The following is a 4,521-nucleotide window of genomic DNA, read 5'->3' on the forward strand; positions in this document are numbered from 1 at the left end:
TGCAAGAAGAGATCATTACCCAGGTGGCGCTGGACAGTTTGGGGGCCGTGCATGGCAAGCCTGCCGGGCAACGGCAGGCGGAAATAGCAGCGCGGCTGCAAATCGAAGCGGAGGAGTTTGCCCAGACTCCGATTTAACGATGGAACCCATGGGCAACAAACTGTCGGACCGGGAGGCAGTCCGACGGACAGCCTCCTGCCGGACCCATTTACTTTAATCGGTTGAGTTCAGGTAGTGCGGCAAGCACGTCGATATCTGGTTTTTCCAGCTCCTGAAATTGCCCCTGACGCAGCTGGTCAGGAATGATCATGCTGCCAAACCGGACCCGCTTCAAACGGCTGACTTTCAGATCCAGACAGCCGATGGGGATCCAGTGCTCGCCCTTCAGTTTGGGGAGTTTATCGAATACCGTTGGACGGCCTTCCTTATCTGAATAACTGCAGACCCCGCCTTCAGCTTGTAACAGGCAATGACCCCTTATTTGTCCTCCCTGGACTGTAAACTTTTCTCTCTCGAATATTTGCAACTTTTGCAAAGTTGGATATTTTTTCATCAATCTGAAATGAATAAAAGTCAACTGACGGGTTAATCAAGCGATGCATCTTCGATTTCCAGTTAAACCAACTAATCCAGGTTTTCTGCCTGATCAAAAATTTCCTCATGATCCTGATAAAAAATTTCCTGATGATCCTGATAAAAAAATTCCTCATGATGATGATAAAAAATTTCCTGATGATCCTGATAAAAAATTTCCTCATGATCGTGCTAAAACAACCAGTGTGTTTCACTCACGTCAAGTGGCTAATAATAAAAAGACAGGGAAGACGACACCTGCACTGGGTAGCCAGTATCAAACCAGCCATTTGGTTCAGTCTGCCAGTTCTTCAGACTTGCTTAGTCGAACAAAGTCAATTAATTCAAGCGCAGCCGGTTCAATAATTGGCACAACCTCAATATCAGCTTCGGCCAGCAATTCAAATCCAGCAAAAGCATCTGCATCTGCATCAGTATCAACATCTGAATCAACATCTGAATCAGCATCAACGCCTGAATCTGTATCAGTATCAGCATCAACGTCTGAATCAGCATCAACGTCTGAATCAGTATCAACATCTGAATCAGCATCAGCATCAACATCTGAATCAGTATCAGTATCAGTATCAACATCTGAATCAGCATCAGCATCAACATCTGAATCAACATCAGCATCAACATCTGAATCAGCATCAGCATCAACATCTGAATCAACATCAGCATCAACATCTGAATCAGCATCAACATCTGAATCCGCATCAACATCTGCAAACGCAGTCAGTACACACACAGCAATGACCAGTATGTCGGAGGCAATGAAGGATAGTGTCTCTAATAACGCTACTTCGGCAACATCTGCCATCAGTCCATCTGTAAACAGTGAGACAGGCTTGGTACAGGCATCGGCATCGATGTTAACTGCAAACTCCAGTGCGCACCTGGCAAAATCCAGCCTGGTCAGATCCTCTGCCATTGGTGCATCCAGCAGCGATTACAAGACTACCTTTAGTCCATCCGAGTCCATTAAACATACCGCTACTGCCCACGATTCAGCAGGCTCAGTCAAAGCGACGGACTCCGGTTTTACGGCAACCGGTGACCATCGGACAGCCAGTCTGTCCGGTTCGGTCAGCAACCCCCTGGCAACCAGCGTCTCCAGCCACCACTCCCATCCTTCCGGCTCAGCAGGGCCTTCCGCCACAAGTGTAAATATCAATGATATGGGTGAAACCGGTGAATATTCGGCAACGTCCATGGGGTTATCCGGCTCGGTGAAGAGTGCCGCCTCTACCCATGCAACGGGTATCCATTCATTGCCTTTGCTGCACAGTTCGGCAACTGCCATGAATGCCACCACGGCTTTCCCAGCCCGGTCCAGCCTGTCCGGTTCCGACAAGGGCGCTGTTGCTGCCAATGCATCGGCAACGTCAACAACAGCCAATCTTGGATCTGTTCCGGTTTTTTCCAGCCCGATTGGTATAAATACTACGTCGTTTAATTATGTAAGCCCGGCTGGTATAAAAACAACGCCGTTTAATTATGCAAGCCCGACTGTTCAGGATTCTGCCTCTGCAAGCACTGCTAACAGCCCGATATTACTACCGACCAGCACTCCCTCACTGGTTAATACCCTGCCTCCCTGGACTGACAGTATTATCCCGTCACATTCACTTGGCGGCATCACCGACATCGCGCCCGCCAGGACCACCCTGGCCCTGTCCAGTTCGATGGTCGCTACCAATTTAACACTGGAGCAGCAACTGACCGCCATAGTGGACGATATGGGCAAATCAACCAATCTTGGCATGTTCGAAAATGACCTGGTTTACTTTCAACAACTATTTCCGACCCTTAACTTCACAGAATTAGTCACCTTTGTTAAGGACAGTGCCAGGAATTTTGCCGGATATATGCTGCTCGAGGGCATTGAAGCCTTCGCCCAAACGCTCAATGGCACGTTCACTAATGGCACTTTCCCTAATGCCACTTTCCCTAATGTTGCTCGTCACTATTTCGATATCGTAGCAGCCGGGGTGGATGACATTATCCATGAGTTCAACACCACAATCGCGCCTGCCCCGACAGCGCCCGCCCAGAATACTGGCTCAACGACAGTAGCCCATCACCATCGGTCAAAAAGAGTGATCCTCTCGGAGGTGGATTTCTTAAGCAAAATCAGTTGGCTGATAGAGACTGAAAGTGCCCTTGACGGAGACGACATGGTCCCGCAACTGTTGGATTTTTTGCGGGGTTTTTCTGCAATGCGCAATGAATTTACCCTTGCGGTGCAACGTGGCGTTGCGGGAGACCCAGATGCAATAGGTCTTGCCAATCAACTCCGTCAGCCGCTGGGGATGGGCAATTATTTGGCGCAATATGACAAGGAGGTCTTTGATTTAATGTGGAGTGAAGACTATCAGGCACTTGGCAGATTAGCGTTTAAAGTTAACACCCTCTCATTTATTAACGCCAGCGCCCCGCCACTACATGCAGACCTGATGCAAGGGCTCAGGGTAATGGTTCGTAACCTGATACAGCATCTCCAACAGATATCTCTGGGGACCCCCAATCCGCCAGCTATGACGAATTTAAAAGATCTCACAGATTTCTCTTTGGCATGGAACCCTTTGCAAATGATGATGAATGATCAGCAATTACAGGAAGGCATATGTCTGGGGGATGTAGTTTCATTGACCCTTGCCAGGCACTTTGGAATTTCTGTTAGCCGCTCTTTAAATGCTCTGGTCAATGCTGTTTTTCTGGGTGCCGGATATGCCCGATTACCCGCTCTTGTCAGGACCTTGCTACAGGAATTGTCGGCTAAAAGTCTGATTGCTTCCCGCGCCAGTTTATGGCGTAGCCTGGGCCTGAAAGCAGACAGTCATTACCTTACTAAAATTGGCCAGAAACTTGGGAAATTTTCGTATGGAGTCTATGGTGGAGAACCATTTGTTACAATTCGGTCAATGCTGTCAAAGATGGTTGCAGCGTTCAATGCGAAGGCAACTCAGTTACCGGCAGGGGCAGATGCTAACGTTCTGTTCAGCGTCTCCCCGTGTGTCGGACATATCATGTTTGCAAACATACAAAGGGTGAATAATCAACTGTCCCTGGCCATTTCTGATACCGCAAGCTCCTTGTACGTGGCCAGCGCCGATTCAATGGATCAGTTGGTCGCAAAGGCCATGGACGTACTGAGACGGCTGGCTGAGGGATACGACCTTGGATTGACTCAGCCAGAGCAGATTGCCAACGGAAGAGGTATCGGGCATTTTATTCAACCCACCGACGCAGAAATAATCGAGTGGGCTGACATGACTCCCATTCCTACCTCGTCCTTAACGCTAAAACAGATCCTGACCAAGCCGGTAACGGAACTTGAAGCCCTCGACAAAGCGGCCACGAAGGCCCTGGCCAAAGAATACATTAACAAGGTGACCAGTGCAGATGGGCTTAAGAAACTGAAATTAAGCCAGAAACTGACTGAACAGGACCTGCTCCCTCCACCCTCAAGCACTGAGGTAACCACAGCCGATCCACTGATTATGCAAATGCGGGAAGTGATCAGTGTGCTTGATGACGCTCTGGCCAATAATACCCCGGTACCGGAAGCCATCAAAAAACTGAATGCTCACATTATGGCAAAAACCAATCGAAGCCTGCTTGCCCGGGCCAAGGCGACCGCTGGAGAACAGCCGAACCCGGTACCCGGTCCTTCCGGGGTGGCCCAAGCCCCGTCCAGCCTGGACGACTTTCAATATTCGATGGAAATGATGGTGTTGCGCGATGCCATCAATGCTATTGCCCCAGAGGTTCCCGGAGCGGCGCTGCTGGCTCACCCATCCGCTGGTGCGGATCCTCAATCGTCCGGTGGCCAGCCTTCCGGTGGCACCGATCAAGGGTTAAGTGCGGGAACCAAGGCCGGAATTGCGGTGGGTAGCATCGGCGGAGCGTTAGGTACGGTGGCTAGCGGCGCATTTATAAAAA

General features: G+C 49.7%; 3 protein-coding genes. 1 reads left to right on the plus strand and 2 read right to left on the minus strand.

What is annotated here, in order from left to right; translation table 11 throughout:
- Window positions 1–208 precede the first annotated feature (208 nt).
- Entirely contained in the window at window positions 209–535 is a 327-nt protein-coding gene (locus tag J7439_RS24850; RefSeq protein ID WP_209204743.1) for a pseudouridine synthase family protein, read from the minus strand.
- Between the two features lie 333 nt (window positions 536–868).
- Window positions 869–1,396, minus strand: a complete 528-nt coding sequence (locus tag J7439_RS24855; protein ID WP_209204744.1) for a hypothetical protein — start codon at window positions 1,394–1,396, stop codon at window positions 869–871.
- 49 nt (window positions 1,397–1,445) lie between these two features.
- Here J7439_RS24855 and J7439_RS24860 point away from each other — a divergent pair.
- Window positions 1,446–4,521 (plus strand): hypothetical protein (locus tag J7439_RS24860; protein WP_209204745.1); only part of this gene is annotated, 3,076 nt, incomplete at its 3' end.

The sequence above is a fragment of the Salinisphaera sp. G21_0 genome, assembly GCF_017744115.1.
Taxonomy (GTDB): Bacteria; Pseudomonadota; Gammaproteobacteria; order Pseudomonadales; family Endozoicomonadaceae; genus Endozoicomonas.

What these genes read in the sequence shown, in the direction of transcription:
- J7439_RS24855 (WP_209204744.1), bottom strand. Translation starts at nt 1,396, where the DNA reads ATGGCAGATGTTGCCGAAGTAGCGTTATTAGAGACACTATCCTTCATT.